Consider the following 16,156-nt stretch of genomic DNA (forward strand, 5'->3'; position numbering starts at 1 on the left):
ATGCCTTTTTTATAAAGGATACTTATATCAAAAAGAAGTTATGCAGAGCATTATCAGGATTTTCATGATGTTATGAGGATTGATAGAGTATTAGGCGTAACATTCCCTGAAATTTTTGCTGCCCAATGGACTTTATACGCCGAACGTTTTTTGAATGGGCTGGAATAATTTGCGGGAACAGAAAACAGACATAAAGTGCGGTAAAATTACCGCACTTTTTTTATTCACAACAATTTATACCGTTTAATGTAGCTGTCGAACCATTTTTTCCAGCAATTTCACCGTTAAAAACGCTAAATTAAACCGCTGCTCATCTGCCACCGACCAAAATTCAATCCCGTTTTCCACCGCACTCAGGCCGCCCAAATGTAACTTAACCGCATCTTCGCCGCTTTCCGCTTCGCCGTTGAGCACCGGTGTCACCAGCCGTTCTTCCGCTTCAATTAAATCGTTATTCCGCCATTGTTCCAATAAACGCACGGTTTCCGGTTCGTAATCCGAAAGTGCGGTCACTTTTTGTGCCAGTCCGTAAAAAACCGGTACTTGGATACTATGGAACGTCACATTCAACGCCGGAAAAATTTTCTGAAACTGTGCCGTTAAATTGACCGCACTTTTCGGAAATACGTCAAACGCCAGACGTTGTTCGTTGTCATCCAGCGGAATACCGTTTAACAAACGGGCGGTTTGCCCCGCCAACCGACCGACCGTTTCGCCGTCCGTATAAGACGCCGGCAGCAAACTGGTCACTAAAATATGGTTAAACTGATTCTCTTCAATAAACTGCGCCATGCTTAACGCTAACTGACTGACCTGAGGATCCGGCATTGCTACAATATTACGCGCACGCGCCTCTGCCAAACTGATATCATTAACGGACGGCACAACAACCGGCACACCGGAAATCGCCGCACTGACACCTTTCATATCGATTACCGTACAACCCGCTTCCGCCGCATTCGCCATATAAGGCGCATGCACCGCATTACCGGCAAATAACAGATAATCAAACTTCGCCCAATCCGCCTCGTCCGGCGTAACCTGTTCCACCGCTCGCTGATTAAAACGTACACGCTGTTCTTCATTAAACGGTATAATTTCCACAATAGAAATCTGACCGACAGCCAATTCGCTCCGTTCCAAAAACTCAGTTAATTTTTCACATAAATCAAACTCGGCGGCAATCGCAATATTCAATGTCTTCATTTTTTATCTCTCTGTAATAAATCGTGCGCGTATTCTACTGACTTTAATATAAAAAGAAAATAACACCTGCGCTTGAGCAACGGGAACATACAAACCGGCTTTTATTTTCGTGTTGATGGCAAGGCTTCCTGAAGTGCGGTCACAAAAAACATCGCTTTTTGAACGTTGGCTTTGCCAACGGCCTTTGGGGGAGCTATCCTTAAAAGGATTGCGAATAAAAATCCGATAGTTTTTCCACATATTAAAGGTGGCTTATCTTTCATAAACATTCCTAATACAAATAAAAAAACTGATTTCTTTTATGCCGAAATCAGTTCTTGAAAGGATATTCAGGCTGCTTTTGCAGCCTTTTATCTATGATTAAAAAATTAAGCGGCGTCAGCTTGATTATCTGCCATTTTTTTACCCGCCCAGCCTTCCGCCGAGTAAATACCCAATTTATTTTTGCGCATTTGTCGATCAAAAAACGCCACCACAAACGGACAAAGGAATAAAGTAATGATAGAAGCTGTTGCGCATTGCGCCGTGGCAAGCGGTACATGCGGTGCGAAAGTCGGATCGGCATCCGCAACGGCGGCCGGCGTCATAGCCGAATTCAATGCTGTCGTGCCGATCGCCGCCCCCATAGCGTTACGCTCCCTTTTCGGCAGGAAAATATTAAATACATAAAAGAATACTACGGCGGTAACGGTGGATAATAGACCTAAGATAATACCGGAAGCTCCCGCTACTAAAATGGTGTCCACATTGGTACCGGAACCGATAGCGATAGTCATAAAAAAGATGATGATCGGCTGTGCTTTGCCGCATAACGTACGAAAAGTGGTATCCAGGTTCCCCCAGATGAAACCGATTAATAACGGAATTAAAGTCGCCACTACCGCCATAAACGGAATGTTTGCCAAACCGCTTGCGCCTAGGGCAATCAATGTAAAAAACGGTCCGTCGTTCAATGATAAAATAGAAATCGCGCCGGTGTCGGTGGAATTACCGAACTGGGATGACAGGGAAATATATAATGAACTGTTAGAGTTGGTAATTGCCGCAATCAACACGATTGGCGATAATCCCCAAATACCTTCCGGGCCGAAGAAATGCCCGACAAATAAACCGATGGCAATGCCCAGAAAAAATTTGGCGCTGGTTAATACGACTCCTTTATACAGCGGCATACCGACTTGTCTGACATTAATGGACGAACCGCATAAAATGAGGAAAATCCCCATCATTGCCGGTTGGCCGTTTTTGAACAACCCGCTTGTGAAGCCCCCGATTTCAAAGAATTGAGGGAAAAATGTTTTTATTGCGACGGCAAGAAGTAACGGAATGATAACCAACCCGCCGGGGATTTTCATCATTTTATCCATTAATCCCAAATCAATATGACCTTCCGCATTACGTTTTAGCTTAACCATAGGATATCTCCTGATATAGAAAGTATCGGCACTCCGGCGTTATCGCCGGAGTTTATTGATTGATACGGCGTTTATTTGTGGTATTTCGCATCAATTTCATTGATACGTGCAACTTTCGGTGCGGAACCGCCGCCGGCAAAATCACATTTAAACCAAACATCAATCAGAGATTTGGCTAATTCGACACCGATTACACGTTCGCCTAAGCACATAATTTGCGCATCATTACTTTTGCGCGAACGTTCCGTAGAAAATACGTCGTGACAGACCGCAGCCCGCACACCTGGTACTTTATTCGCTGTAATGCACATGCCGATCCCCGTACCGCAGGTTAAAATGGCACGTTCATATTTGCCTTCCGCCACAGCGACGGCTACGGCTTCCGCAACATCGGGGTATAGCACCACATCGCCCTCGCCTGCGCCGAAATCGTCATATTCAACGCCAATAGCATCTAAATGTTTCATAATTTCAACTTTTAAACGATATGCCGCTTCATCACATCCAATTGCAATTTTCATGTTTTACTCCTTAATTATTTTCATCTCTACACGCTTCTAAGAACAGTCGATCCACAATCTTACAAGCGGTATGTTCATCACCAGTTAATCCGCCTTTGCCGACAATAGGCATTTTGTTATCGAATTTCCCCACTAAACGACCGATGTCAGCCTGAGGAATGACGTAGTCGATCATTTCAATTGCCGCAACGCCCAACTGATTACACACATTCACCATCGTATCGCCGCCCGTAGCGTAAATACCGGCAAAACGATCAGCGCCCACGGCATCAAAAATATCCGCCACAATCATGCCTAAACCGGCATTAATCCGTTCCGCACTTTCGCCCGAAACATAATTGCGTTTTTCGTCTTCTTCAGTCAGATTCAGCAACGGTCCGTGTAATGCGGTTTCCAGTAAAACCGCTCGGGGCGGCACTTTATCCGACATATAGTCTTTCATCCGTTTCACCACCCGTTTAGCTTCTTTGTCCGCAATTTCACCGCCTTCAATCATTAATAACGGATCAACGGAAATACAGACATTACGCTCATCACGACATAGCACTTCCATTTGTAGCTTAGTTACCGGTGTCGCACTACCGGCAACCACCAATACGGTTTTACCTTCGGCACAACCGTCACCGTTTTTCGGCGGAATATTCGGTTCTTCTTTATGAATAAGACCGCGATGAAAGCCGAGTGCCGCCGTAAAAGGCCCCGGATCCACGGCAAGAATGTGGTTTTCCAGTAACAGACAAGCATGGGCAATATTGGAAACGTCTTCTAAAGTAATGGCGTCAACCACGATGACGCGATTACCGAGACGAATTTGCTCCATTAAAGCGATTTTAATTTCATAGATGCCGCGCATGACATCGTTCAACGTAACCTGCCCCACATGATGACGGGTTTGTGCCGCCAGTAAAGCCGGAATAAAGCCTTCTTTTACCGGCGTTCTTACATCTTGCGCCACCGGCGTTTTGGTTAACGCTACTCCGTCAATCACGGAATAACCGCCCACTAAAATCCGGCGGGATTGAGGCATCGCAGGAACAACGATCGCAATCGTATCTTCCGGCAAAATATCCAGCATGGCATCGATTTCCACTCCGACACCGCCGCGCATAGTGGTATCAATCCGTTTGGTAAAATATTGCACCCCCAGTTTATTTAAAAGTGCGGTCGCTTTTTGCACGGCTTTATAAGCCTCATGTTTCGGCAACGGTCGACTGCTGGTACTGATAAGTAATGATTCCGAATTAATTTCGTCATTTAATTTTTCCGCCGCCTCGGTGTGGAAAAATACCGTAGTTTTCGAACCGGAACGTGCTAACAACACCCCCGTTGTAGTGGCTCCGGTTAAATCGTCTGCGACAACTCCGATTACAGGCATAGGGTGACTCCTATAAAATGTATTACGATTTTTTGTTCATGTACTTAGCGGTATATTCGGCAAGCACTTTTGTGGATTCGATCATACTGACGCCGTTGGCAATGTTTTGACCGGCAATATCGAATGCCGTACCGTGATCCACGGAACTGCGCATAAACGGTAAACCGAAAGTAATGGTGACGGATTTTTCAAAGTCTAAGGTTTTGCAGGCAATATGGCCTTGGTCGTGATATAGCGACAAAATAGCGTCGTATTTACCGGATTTACCGATATGGAACACGGAATCCGCCGGCACCGGACCGGTAACGTTTATGCCCGCCGCTTTCGCCGCTTCCACGGCCGGAATCAATTCGTCAATTTCTTCGCGACCGAATAACCCGTTATCGCCGCCGTGCGGATTTAACGCCGCGACGGCGATGAGCGGATTTTCGATACCGATATTGCGCAATTCTTTATCGATATTTTTTACATCCTCCAGCACCCGTTCTTTTGTGGCATATTTACAGGCGTCGATCACCGACATATGGCGGCTGACGAAAAATACCCGCAGTTTATGGCAGCTGAACATAGTCAGGCCGTAAGGCGAATGGGTTTCGTTTTGATAAATTTCGGTATGACCCGGTTCCTTTACCCCGACCAACTTAATGGCACGTTTATGAATCGGTGCGGTGGAGACCGCATCAATTTTATGCGCCATACCCAACTCAATGGATTTCATCACCCAGTCATAAGACATTTGTCCCGCTAAAGCCTGGACTTCACCCCATTTGATGGAATCCGTATCGTAATCCCCGGTTTCCAGTACATCCGCCGTACCGTATTCATATTTAGCCTCGGCGGGATCATCGATTTTGCGATATTTCAGCGACGCCCCTCTCACTTTGGCTGCACGCTCAAGAATAGCAATGCTGCCGATAACAAAAGGTTTGCATACATCGTGAATTTCTTTGCTCAACATGGTATCCACGACAATTTCCGGACCGATACCCGCCGGATCCCCCATGGTTAGTGCGATGACAGGTTTTTTACCCATACAAAACTCCTTTCGTTTATTTTCGTTTTAAGTAAAAGATAAATTAATGATATACGCATTTTTTATAATGTCATTAAAAAATGCGGTTAAATATAGATTATTTTTGAAAAATGAGAGATGGATCAAATTTTAGCGAAAGAAAACGAAAATAATTTTATATAGAGAAAAATAAAGAAAAGTGTTCTATAATAAATATTGATAAATAATTAAAGGAAGAAATATGGCCCAATACAGCGAAAGGGAACAGCAAATATTGACAGTTCTGGAACAACAACAATATGTAGATAATATTGAATTAAGCCGGTTACTGAATTGTTCCGTAGTAACGATTCGTACGGCTATCCGATCGTTAGAAAAACAAGGCGCACTAATCCGTACTCACGGCGGAGCGCTGCCGACCCCACCGATGATTTCCATCTCTTTGCCAGCGGGCAATATATTCAAAGATCGCGAAAATAAGTTAAAAATCGCTGAAAAAGCCTACCAGTACGTCAATGATCGCGACACGATCATTCTTGACGACTCTTCTAACAGCTTTTATTTGGCGCAAGTGATTAAACGCTATGCCGATAAATATTTAGTGATTATCACCAACTCCCTCTATGTAGCATGCGAACTTGCCAATACCAATAATATTGAAATTATGCTGATCGGCGGGCTCATTTCCGGCAAGATTCCGGCATCCATGGGAGAAAGCGCTATAGACATGATGAAAAATTTCAGAGCAAGCAAGGCTTTTATCGGCGTACACGGCGTTCATCCGGAAATCGGCATTACTTCTATCGGTAACGATCAAATGCAAATCAAAAAACTTATTTTTGAAATTGCTAAAGAAGTTTATGTGCTAACCTGCAGCAATAAATTCGTCACGGAGCATTTATTCGTCTCCGCGCCGTTAAACAGAGTGCATAAAATTATTACCGATAAAGGTATTTCGTTAAAATTTTACAACCTGCTCAAAAACGTTACATCCGTCGATGTGGTTAAATAATTAGAAACAAGAGGGATTTGTTATGACCAAGAAAATCTATTTCGGGACTAATCTGAAAATGTACAAAGGTAATGCGGAAGCGGTGGATTATCTAACCAAACTGTCCGAATTAGCGGATACATTGCCGGCGGATAAAAATCTGGAATTATTTGTCATCCCTTCATTTACTACCTTAAGCGACGCTATCGCCGCCGTACGCAGCATACCTTCCAAACATCCGATTATGATCGGTGCGCAAAATATGAATCCGAACGATTCGGGGCAATTTACCGGCGATATTTCGCCCCTCATGCTGAAAGAACTGGGCGTACAATTAGTAATGATCGGACATTCCGAACGACGTCACGTATTCCGTGAAACGGATCAGGAAGAAAATGCTAAAGTATTGGCGGCTCTTAAACATCAATTTGTCACTTTACTTTGTGTCGGTGAAACCCTGGAACAAAAAAACTACGGTATTTCCGACGAAATATTAAGAACCCAACTAAAAATCGGTCTACACGGCGTCACACCGGATCAATTATCGTTGCTGCGTGTCGCTTATGAGCCGGTTTGGGCAATCGGCACCGCCGGTATCCCCGCTTCCGCCGGTTATGCCGATGAAAAACAAGCGGTAATCAAACAATGTCTGATCGAATTATTCGGTGAAGAAGGCGACAAGATCCCGGTTTTCTACGGTGGCAGCGTGAATCCGGAAAATGCACCGGAATTATTCGTCCAACCGCATATCGACGGATTATTCATCGGACGCAGCGCCTGGGAAGTGGATAAATTCCATGCGCTAATGTCCGGTTTATTGACAAAATAAACGAAATTCTATTTAAGCGTTATCGTTGTTACATCACTAAAGTGCGGTCGAAAAAACAGACGAAATTTCGACCGCGCTTTTTATTTACCTATTTTTGAGTGTTTTGATTCACTTAATATCTGATACAATTACTCAGGTATTTAGCCGACTAAAATACTTGGTTATTTTAATCGCTCCTAGATGCAAAAAATCGAAAGTAATCATTATTACAAGGAGCAATTTCAATGGGAAAATATAAAAAGCTGTGGGCGACGCTGATTATCGTCCTCATGGTAACTTTCACAATATTAGGCTATATCGGCGTTGAAGTTTATCGGCAAGCGCCTCCTGTTCCTAAGGCTTATGTATCTCAGAACGGCGAAACGGTAATGACAGAAGCCGATATTCTTGCCGGTCAGACCGCTTGGCAAACGACCGGCGGGATGGAAGTCGGATCATTATTAGGGCATGGCGCCTACCAAGCGCCGGACTGGACGGCTGACTGGCTCCACCGCGAGTTAACCGCATGGCTGGATATTACGGCGCAAACAACGTTTCGGAAAAGTTATGACGAATTAAACTTCACCGATCAAGCTGCTCTACAATCCGCTCTGCGTGATGAATACCGCCACCAAAGCCGAGTAAATGAAGCCGGTAATGTGCTTTTATCCGAAACCCGTCTGCAAGCCATTCGACAAACCGCCGATTATTACATCAAATTGTATGGCGATGATCCTTCAATGATTCCGACCCGGGAATCATTCGCAATGAAAAACAACACTCTACCGAACATTGAAGCCCGTCAAAAGCTATCGGATTTTTTCTTCTGGACAGCATGGGCGGCCTCAACCAGTCGTCCCAATGCGGAGGTGACTTACACCAATAATTGGCCGCACGAACCCTTAATCAATAATGTACCGACGACGGAAAATATCATGTGGTCGCTGATTTCCATCGTATGTTTAATCGCCGGTATCGGCTTTCTGATTTGGGGCTATTCTTTCTTTCGCGATCATAACGAAAAAGCGCCGGCAGCACCGGCTGCGGATCCGCTACTCAAATTAAATCTAACGCCGTCGCAAAAAGCATTAGGTAAATATGTCTTCCTGACATTGGCATTATTTGTCGTTCAAGTAGGGCTGGGCGGCATACTTGCGCACTATACGGTAGAAGGCCAAAAATTCTACGGTGTGGATATCTCCCAGCTGCTTCCCTATTCTTTAATCAGAACATGGCATATTCAATCCGCTTTATTTTGGATCGCAACAGGCTTTTTGACCGCAGGATTATTCTTAGCGCCGGTTATCAACGGCGGAAAGGATCCGAAATACCAAAAATTCGGCGTGAATTTCTTATTCTTGGCATTATTAATCGTCGTTATCGGTTCTTACACCGGTAATTTCTTTGCATTAAGCCATCGGATTCCGACGGAACTGAATTTCTGGTTCGGTCATCAAGGCTATGAATACTTAGATCTAGGACGTTTCTGGCAATTACTGTTATTTGTGGGATTCCTGCTTTGGTTATGGTTAATGCTGCGTTGTACGCGTTATTCCTTCAAACAAGACGGAGATAAAAATTTACTGGCTATCTTTATCGCATCGATTATAGGCGTCGGGTTGTTCTACGGTCCGGGATTATTCTACGGCGAACATTCCGGCATTACGGTGATGGAATACTGGCGTTGGTGGGTGGTGCACCTATGGGTGGAGGGCTTCTTTGAAGTATTCGCCACCTGTGCGTTGGCATTTATTTTCTATAATTTAGGATTAGTCAGCTATCACAGTGCAACCATTGCCTCATTAATGGCAGGCAGCTTATTCCTTGTCGGCGGCATACCCGGAACCGCACACCATTTCTACTTTTCGGGCACGACTACCCCGGCATTAGCCGCCGGTGCGGTATTCTCAGCGTTAGAAGTGGTACCCCTGGTTCTTTTGGGAAATGAAGCTTATGAACATTGGTCATATCAGCATAGAACCCCATGGATGCAAAAGTTGCGTTGGCCGTTAATGTGTTTCGTTGCCGTCGCCTTTTGGAATATGTTGGGTGCCGGCGTTTTCGGTTTCTTAATTAACCCGCCTATTTCACTGTTTTACTTACAAGGGTTGAATACGACTGCAGTCCATGCCCATGCGGCATTATTCGGTGTGTACGGTTTTTTGGCGTTAGGCTTCGTGTTACTGGTAGCGCGCTATTTAAAACCTGATTTTCAATTCAATGAAAAAATCATGAAGACAGGATTCTGGTCAATGAACATCGGGTTAGTACTGATGATAGCCGTCAGCCTGTTACCGATCGGCTTATATCAGGTTTCCGCCAGTATCAGCAAGGGCCTATGGTACGCACGCAGCGAAGGTTTCCTACAACAAGATTTCTTACAAACCCTGCGTTGGTTGAGAACTATCGGCGATTTAATCCTGATCTTCGGGGCGTTATTATTTGCCTATGAAGTGGCAAGATTAACATTTAATCGTAAACAACAAGAGACCGAATCAATCATATAACATACAAATTCGAATATTCACCATAAAATAAAGCCATCTTTGTGAAAAGACGGCTTCTAATTTTAACTGAAATTTTCAATTACATAATCATATTGTAAGCGACTGCCGCGATAACACCACCCAGCATCGGTCCCACAACAGGCACCCAGGCATATCCCCAATCCGCCGGTGTATTGAGTTTTTTACCTAATATTGCCAACGCAATACGCGGACCCAAATCCCGAGCCGGGTTAATGGCATAACCGGTTGTACCGCCTAAACTTAAACCGATGGCCCAAACTAAAATCGCAACAGGCAACGCACCGATTGAACCTAAACCGATTGGTGCCGGTGCGTCAGAACCCGGTAAAGTGACATGACCTGATGAAATAAAGAAAATGATAGAAACTAAAACAATAGTTCCGATAATTTCACAGAACAAGTTATTTGCATAGTGACGAATTGCCGGTTCCGTTGAAAAACAGGCACGTTTTGCCGCCGCATCTTCTGTTGCCAGGAAGTGATCGCGATAAAATAAATAGACGACAAAACCACCCAGCACACCGCCTGCAACTTGTGCGGCGATATAACCGGGTACCATCGCCCAATCAAATGAACCTTTCACCGCAACACCGATAGTTACCGCCGGATTTAAGTGAGCGCCGCTGTATTCTCCCGTCGCGACCACCGCAACATATACCGCAAATGCCCATGCGGTTGTAATTACAATCCAGCCGGAACTATTACCTTTTGTTTTGTTTAAGCACACATTGGCAACGACACCGTTACCCATTAAAACTAAGAGTGCAGTACCCAAAAACTCGGCTAAATAAGCATTCATAAGAAAATCTCCATATTATTGATAGAACTATGTTTCCCTCAAAACATAAATCGGCAATTTCGTTCGTTTTCAATCAAGCAATATTTTAGAGACTTATGTGACCGGCGATTATTATCTGGCTTTATTTAAATAAAGCAATAACGACAGATTGTTTTTTTTCGAAAATGTTAACCTGATCACATTATTTTTCAAAATCTGAGCAATATTGATAAAATTTTGTGACAAAGTTCAAATTTTTGAAAAATAACCATTTAATTTATGCGCATATTCGATTAACGTATAGTTGCAATTTGTTCGTTTACGCTCAAAGGATATTAATTGATTCACTATGTGCGTAAAAATCACACAATCGTATCCGATAAACCTCCAAAGGAAATTTATTATGGACAAAAAATACATTATTGCATTAGACCAAGGAACAACCAGCTCCCGTGCCGTTTTACTCGATCACGATGCAAACATTGTGGAGATAGCCCAACGGGAATTCACACAAATTTATCCGCAAGCCGGTTGGGTTGAACATAATCCGATGGAAATTTGGGCGACGCAAAGTTCAACCTTAAACGAAGTCGTTGCAAAAGCAGGTATTACTTCCGATCAAATTGCGGCTATCGGTATTACTAATCAACGGGAAACCACTATTGTGTGGGAAAAAGAAACCGGTACGCCTGTTTACAATGCTATCGTATGGCAATGTCGCCGTACTTCCGATATTACGGATAAATTAAAAGCGGAGGGTTATGAAGATTACATCCGCCAAACCACAGGTTTAGTGGTTGATCCGTATTTCTCAGGTACTAAGGTTAAATGGATTTTGGATAATGTGGAAGGCGCGCGTGAAAAAGCGGAACGCGGCGAACTATTATTCGGTACCGTGGATACATGGCTGGTATGGAAGCTCACGCAGGGACGCGTACACGTGACCGACTATACCAATGCTTCCCGTACCATGTTATTCAACATTCATACCAAACAATGGGATGACAAAATGTTGGAAATTTTAGATATTCCTCGTTCAATGTTGCCGGAAGTGAAAAATTCATCTGAAATTTACGGCCAAACCAACATCGGTGGTAAAGGCGGGGTACGTATTCCTGTAGCCGGTATCGCAGGCGACCAACAAGCGGCGCTTTACGGACATTTATGCGTCACCGCCGGTCAGGCGAAAAATACTTATGGTACGGGTTGCTTTATGTTACTCCACACCGGTAACAAAGCGATTACATCTAAAAACGGATTGTTGACCACCATCGCCTGTAACGCTAAAGGCGAACCGGAATATGCGCTCGAAGGTTCCGTATTTATCGCCGGTGCGTCAATTCAATGGTTACGTGACGAACTCAAAATCGTTCACGACAGTTACGACAGTGAATATTTTGCCACCAAAGTACCAAGCACTAACGGCGTTTATGTCGTTCCCGCCTTCACCGGTTTAGGTGCGCCATATTGGGATCCTTATGCCCGAGGAGCGATCTTAGGGTTATCCCGCGGAGCCAACCGCAACCACATCGTACGTGCCACTTTGGAATCTATCGCATACCAAACCCGCGACGTATTAGAAGCGATGCAATCAGATTCCGGTGAAAAATTAAAATATCTCCGTGTAGACGGCGGTGCAACGGCTAACAACTTCTTAATGCAATTTCAAGCGGATATTTTGGATGTAAATGTAGAACGTCCTGTCGTAAAAGAAGTAACCGCATTAGGCGCAGCTTATCTTGCCGGTCTTGCCGTAGGTTTCTGGAAAGACTTAAATGAATTACAGGATAAAGCACGCGTAGAACGGACTTTCACGCCGGATAACGACAATGAAAAACGCGAACGCCGTTATAAAGGTTGGAAAAAAGCGGTTCGCCGCGCGCTTGAATGGGCGAAGGAAGACGCTGAATAAGATTATTAAAAATGCTAAAAAACCGGTTCTAAATCAAAGTGCGGTGAATTTCACCGCACTTTTTTCAATTAGTTAAATAACTCGGTCATCATCCCTCCTTGGGATAGAGTTCCAAAGGTAAAGCGAAATAAGCCGGTTTGCAATTATTTGCCACAGACAGGCTAAATCCTGTCTCATTTTCGACCGCACTTCGGCAAAATCCGCTAATATCAGAAAGAATTATTGCTTCATTTGCCGACTTTATCCTCTCCCTGCTTTCCGGATCTGGTGTTTGTGTTGATTAAACCGTAGCACTAACATTCCGTAAAAAGATATCGGCAGCAATAGGGCTCGGTTAAATAAAAGCGATTTATTTATATTTTTCCCTTTTGCCGGGCTGCCTGCTGAGCGGCGCGTTTACGGCGGATTTCTTTCGGATCCGCCAATAACGGACGGTAAATTTCGATACGATCACCATTTTTCAATACATCCGTTAATTTTACCGGTCGGGCAAAAATACCGATCTTATTTTTACGTAAATCGATATCCGTATATTGGGCTAAAATACCTGATTGCAAAATGGCGGACTGCACGGTTGTTCCCGCATCTAATGTAAAGGATTTCAAATAGTGATTATGCGGATAGGCGTAAGCGATTTCGATATTTATTTGTTCCATAATCTTCCCTTAACTAAAAATTAGTTGCATTATAACGAAAACGTTAATCGGAAACAGGAGAAATTTATGAACTGGCTTATTTTTGCTTTCGGTTCGGCATTTTTTGCCGGTCTCACGGCAATTTTCGGCAAACTAGGAGTTGAAGGCATTAACAGTAATCTCGCCACGTTTATCCGAACCGTCGTAATATTCTTTGTTATTGGCGGTATCGTCACCGCCCGCAACGAATGGCAACTGCCCCAACACATTGCAGCCAAGCCCCTCACTTTTCTGATACTTTCCGGCATTGCCACCGGACTGTCCTGGCTTTGTTATTATCGCGCCTTACAGCTTGCCCCGGCCTCTTGGGTTGCCCCCATCGATAAACTCAGCGTAGTGATTGCTATCGTATTAGGTGTGGCGGTATTGGGAGAAGCCGTCAGTCTGAAATTAGTGATCGGATCATTACTGATTTGTAGCGGCGTACTGGTTCTGGCATTATAAGTGCGGTCATAAAAATAACGATTTTCAAATACCGCTCATACAAACCGAGACGAATCCGAATCAAAAACGTAACGCATTACAGAGAATATTTATTTGTTAACGATATAATAAACAAGAATGATTTACATTAAAAAATCTAGATAAATTAATAAGTTACGTAAAACAACACTTGACGGATATTATAATTTGGTTAAAATACGGACGAATTTACGACAATCATGTCAGAATTATTTTATTGAGGAAACGAAACATGTTAAACCAAGCAATTACCGCTAAATTGAACGAACAAATCAATTTAGAATTTTATTCATCCAACATCTATTTACAAATGAGCGCATGGTGCGAGCAAAAAGGTTATACCGGCGCAGCGGCATTCCTGCTTCGCCACGCCGATGAAGAAATGGAACACATGCAAAAATTATTCGGTTATGTGAGCGAAACCGGCGGTTTACCGCTTTTAGGCAAAATCGACGCACCTCGTGCCGAATACGGTTCGTTAAAAGAAGTCTTCGAAGTTACAATGGAACACGAAAAACTGGTGACATCCAAAATCAACGAATTGGTAGAAGTAACATTCGCCCATAAAGACTACTCAACTTTCAACTTCCTGCAATGGTATGTGGCGGAACAGCATGAAGAGGAAAAATTATTCGGCAGTATTCTGGACAAATTTAACATCATGGGTGAAGACGGCCACTCTTTATATTTTATCGATAACGATTTAGCAAAATTATAATCGGGAGAATTAAAATGTTATCAGCAAATGTAGTTAAATTGTTAAACGCCCAAATGAATCTCGAGTTCTATTCTTCCAATCTTTATTTGCAAATGAGCGCGTGGTGCGAACAAAAAGGTTATACGGGTACCTCAACATTCTTACGCGAACATGCGGCGGAAGAAATGCAGCATATGCGCAAACTGTTCACTTATCTGAACGAAACCGGCGCAGAAGTTCGCATTGAAGCTATTGAAGCGCCGGCGGCCGACTATCGTTCATTGCGCCAAGTTATCGAATTGACTTTCGAACACGAAAAATTAATTACCCGTAAAATCAACGAATTAGTGACGGCGACTTTTGAAGAAAAAGATTATTCCGCATTCAATCACTTGCAATGGTTCGTCGGTGAACAACACGAAGAAGAAAAATTATTCGGCGGTATTTTAGATAAATTCAACATCCTAGGTGAAGAAGGTAAATCCTTATTCCTGATCGATAAAGATTTAGGCAATTTATCCGCCGATTAATTTAACGACCAAATAACCAAACGGAGAGCATGTTTATGCTCTCCTTTTTATTTATTGCCGTTTTTCAAAACAGGCGCGGAATTGACCGCACTTTGCGTACGATTAAACGGCTCGCTACGCCGGAATTCCTCATTCGGCTCATCGGAGTAGTGATAAGTCCGATATAAAAAAACGAAAATCAAAATTCCCAACATAATGAGAATTTGAAGAAATCGGCGTTTGGTTAATTTTTCTGCCGGCATAATTTTACCTTCTGAGTTTTTGATTTATTTCTTCTTAATTTTAACAAATAATGCTATCATTTGTTGAGTTAGATCAATTTTATCCCTTTTTTATGCGTTTTAGTTGCTATTGAGGAACTCATGACAAATTTAGCTAATGAAACCAAGGCAGGTCGCCGTATCCAATCCGGCGGTTGTGCGATCCACTGCCAAGATTGCAGTATCAGCCAGCTTTGTATTCCTTTTACTCTTAACGAACATGAGCTTGATCAGCTCGACAACATTATCGAGCGCAAAAAACCTATTCAAAAATCACAGGTACTGTTCAAAGCCGGTGATGAACTGACTTCTCTTTATGCCATCCGTTCCGGCACCATCAAAACCTATACCATCAGCGAAACCGGCGAAGAACAAATTACCTCTTTCCACCTGCCTGGCGATTTAGTCGGTTTTGACGCCATCACCAACGTACGTCATCCAAGTTTTGCGCAAGCGTTGGAAACCGCTATGGTCTGCGAAATTCCTTATGATATTTTAGACGACTTAACAGGTAAAATGCCGAAATTACGTCAGCAGATGATGCGCCTGATGAGCTGTGAAATTCAAAGCAACCAGGAAATGATTCTTCTGCTTTCTAAAATGAATGCGGAAGAACGTTTGGCCGCCTTTATCTACAATTTATCCAAACGGTATTCCGCACGCGGTTTTTCTTCCCGTGAATTCCGATTAACCATGACGCGCGGCGATATAGGTAATTATCTCGGCTTGACTGTTGAAACGATTAGCCGCCTGTTAGGTCGTTTTCAAAAGTTGGGCATTCTTTCCGTACAAGGAAAATACATTACTATCAACGACTTAAATGCCTTATTGGCAATTTCGGGTTCAAACCGAACAAAAATAAAATTTGTTTCTTAATGTAATTTATTGCCGTTTCTACCGAAATGGCAATTTTTTTGGCAAAAATTTGCACTAGGTCACATTTTTGATTCATTATTCTTGTTCTTA

The 16,156-nt window shown here is 43.4% G+C and carries 17 protein-coding genes; 8 read left to right on the forward strand and 9 right to left on the reverse strand.

Annotated features, from left to right (window positions below; genetic code table 11):
• Positions 1-243: 243 nt before the first annotated feature.
• From ASUC_RS08265 to pdxA, 6 genes are all read right to left on the reverse strand, one after another.
• Positions 244-1,206: an oxidoreductase gene (locus ASUC_RS08265; RefSeq protein ID WP_012073326.1), complete on the reverse strand. Its 963-nt coding sequence runs from the start codon at positions 1,204-1,206 to the stop codon at positions 244-246.
• Positions 1,207-1,307: 101 nt separating this feature from the next.
• Complete coding sequence (locus tag ASUC_RS11255) at positions 1,308-1,469, reverse strand: hypothetical protein (protein WP_156770517.1); 162 nt, start codon at positions 1,467-1,469, stop codon at positions 1,308-1,310.
• A 105-nt stretch (positions 1,470-1,574) separates the two neighbouring features.
• Positions 1,575-2,621, reverse strand: coding sequence for a 2-keto-3-deoxygluconate permease (locus ASUC_RS08270; RefSeq protein WP_012073327.1), 1,047 nt, complete (start codon positions 2,619-2,621; stop codon positions 1,575-1,577).
• A 71-nt stretch (positions 2,622-2,692) separates the two neighbouring features.
• Entirely contained in the window at positions 2,693-3,142 is a 450-nt protein-coding gene (rpiB, locus tag ASUC_RS08275; RefSeq protein ID WP_012073328.1) for a ribose 5-phosphate isomerase B, read from the reverse strand.
• A gap of 10 nt (positions 3,143-3,152) precedes the next feature.
• The gene (locus ASUC_RS08280) at positions 3,153-4,517 is read right to left on the reverse strand and encodes a four-carbon acid sugar kinase family protein (RefSeq protein WP_012073329.1); all 1,365 of its coding nucleotides are present in this window, start codon (positions 4,515-4,517) and stop codon (positions 3,153-3,155) included.
• 22 nt (positions 4,518-4,539) lie between these two features.
• Positions 4,540-5,550 (reverse strand): 4-hydroxythreonine-4-phosphate dehydrogenase PdxA, encoded by a 1,011-nt coding sequence (pdxA, locus tag ASUC_RS08285; RefSeq protein WP_012073330.1) that lies wholly within the window; start codon positions 5,548-5,550, stop codon positions 4,540-4,542.
• Positions 5,551-5,770: 220 nt separating this feature from the next.
• Here pdxA and ASUC_RS08290 point away from each other — a divergent pair, with 220 nt between their 5' ends.
• The 3 genes from ASUC_RS08290 to ASUC_RS08300 all read left to right on the forward strand — a co-directional run bounded on the left by ASUC_RS08290 (position 5,771) and on the right by ASUC_RS08300 (position 9,835).
• Positions 5,771-6,541 carry a DeoR/GlpR family DNA-binding transcription regulator gene (locus tag ASUC_RS08290; RefSeq protein ID WP_012073331.1) on the forward strand — a complete coding sequence of 257 codons (771 nt, stop codon included), beginning with the start codon at positions 5,771-5,773 and terminating at the stop codon, positions 6,539-6,541.
• Between the two features lie 22 nt (positions 6,542-6,563).
• A complete protein-coding gene (locus tag ASUC_RS08295; RefSeq protein ID WP_012073332.1) occupies positions 6,564-7,349 on the forward strand; it encodes a triose-phosphate isomerase in 786 nt (261 codons plus the stop codon).
• 224 nt (positions 7,350-7,573) lie between these two features.
• Positions 7,574-9,835 carry a nitric-oxide reductase large subunit gene (locus ASUC_RS08300; protein WP_012073333.1) on the forward strand — a complete coding sequence of 754 codons (2,262 nt, stop codon included), beginning with the start codon at positions 7,574-7,576 and terminating at the stop codon, positions 9,833-9,835.
• A gap of 79 nt (positions 9,836-9,914) precedes the next feature.
• Here ASUC_RS08300 and ASUC_RS08305 read toward each other — a convergent pair whose 3' ends face one another.
• On the reverse strand, positions 9,915-10,655 hold the full coding sequence (locus ASUC_RS08305; RefSeq protein WP_012073334.1) for an MIP/aquaporin family protein: 741 nt from the start codon (positions 10,653-10,655) through the stop codon (positions 9,915-9,917).
• A gap of 379 nt (positions 10,656-11,034) precedes the next feature.
• On the opposite strand from ASUC_RS08305, the gene glpK reads away from it, so the two are divergent.
• Positions 11,035-12,546, forward strand: a complete 1,512-nt coding sequence (gene glpK, locus ASUC_RS08310; RefSeq protein WP_041834799.1) for a glycerol kinase GlpK — start codon at positions 11,035-11,037, stop codon at positions 12,544-12,546.
• Positions 12,547-12,899: 353 nt separating this feature from the next.
• Here glpK and ASUC_RS08315 read toward each other — a convergent pair whose 3' ends face one another.
• Positions 12,900-13,202 carry an RnfH family protein gene (locus ASUC_RS08315; RefSeq protein WP_012073336.1) on the reverse strand — a complete coding sequence of 101 codons (303 nt, stop codon included), beginning with the start codon at positions 13,200-13,202 and terminating at the stop codon, positions 12,900-12,902.
• 66 nt (positions 13,203-13,268) lie between these two features.
• Between ASUC_RS08315 and ASUC_RS08320 the strand changes: the two genes are divergently transcribed.
• From ASUC_RS08320 to ftnA (ASUC_RS08330), 3 genes are all read left to right on the forward strand, one after another.
• On the forward strand, positions 13,269-13,685 hold the full coding sequence (locus tag ASUC_RS08320; RefSeq protein ID WP_012073337.1) for an EamA family transporter: 417 nt from the start codon (positions 13,269-13,271) through the stop codon (positions 13,683-13,685).
• A 250-nt stretch (positions 13,686-13,935) separates the two neighbouring features.
• On the forward strand, positions 13,936-14,421 hold the full coding sequence (gene ftnA, locus ASUC_RS08325) for a non-heme ferritin (protein WP_012073338.1): 486 nt from the start codon (positions 13,936-13,938) through the stop codon (positions 14,419-14,421).
• A 14-nt stretch (positions 14,422-14,435) separates the two neighbouring features.
• Positions 14,436-14,930 (forward strand): non-heme ferritin, encoded by a 495-nt coding sequence (ftnA, locus tag ASUC_RS08330; protein ID WP_012073339.1) that lies wholly within the window; start codon positions 14,436-14,438, stop codon positions 14,928-14,930.
• Positions 14,931-14,977: 47 nt separating this feature from the next.
• Here the strand turns inward: ftnA (ASUC_RS08330) and ASUC_RS08335 are convergent, their stop codons facing one another.
• Positions 14,978-15,172, reverse strand: coding sequence for a hypothetical protein (locus ASUC_RS08335; RefSeq protein WP_012073340.1), 195 nt, complete (start codon positions 15,170-15,172; stop codon positions 14,978-14,980).
• 120 nt (positions 15,173-15,292) lie between these two features.
• Between ASUC_RS08335 and ASUC_RS08340 the strand changes: the two genes are divergently transcribed.
• Entirely contained in the window at positions 15,293-16,066 is a 774-nt protein-coding gene (locus tag ASUC_RS08340; protein ID WP_012073341.1) for an FNR family transcription factor, read from the forward strand.
• Positions 16,067-16,156: the final 90 nt, after the last annotated feature.

This window comes from Actinobacillus succinogenes 130Z (assembly GCF_000017245.1).
In the GTDB taxonomy this organism is placed as follows: domain Bacteria; phylum Pseudomonadota; class Gammaproteobacteria; order Enterobacterales; family Pasteurellaceae; genus Exercitatus; species Exercitatus succinogenes.